A 276-nucleotide genomic window follows, 5' to 3' on the forward strand; every position below is an offset into this window, starting at 1 on the left:
GGAGGACAAAAAGATGGTATTATCCCCCATCGAATATCCCCAAATCCCAAACAGGAACTTGTTCGAAGCGGTCGTCACAACCGGCTTGCCATCATCGCCCAAACCACTCCACACGATTCTGTGTTTACCTTTCCCCAGCGGTTCACGGTTTTTAAAGGTCACCAAGCGGGTATTCGTATTGAATAACCCCATAAACGCCGTCACCTCAGAAGGCTTGTTCAGCGTAAACTCAATCACCAAAGGTTTGTTGTTATAGGGCTCAAAAGTGCTGGGGAT

Annotated in this window: 1 protein-coding gene; it reads right to left on the minus strand. The window is 47.8% G+C overall.

The features are described from left to right. Positions 1-276 (minus strand): hypothetical protein (locus tag ACYP03_RS26050; RefSeq protein ID WP_459782678.1); only part of this gene is annotated, 276 nt, incomplete at both ends.

Source organism: Photobacterium sp. R1, assembly GCF_054600795.1.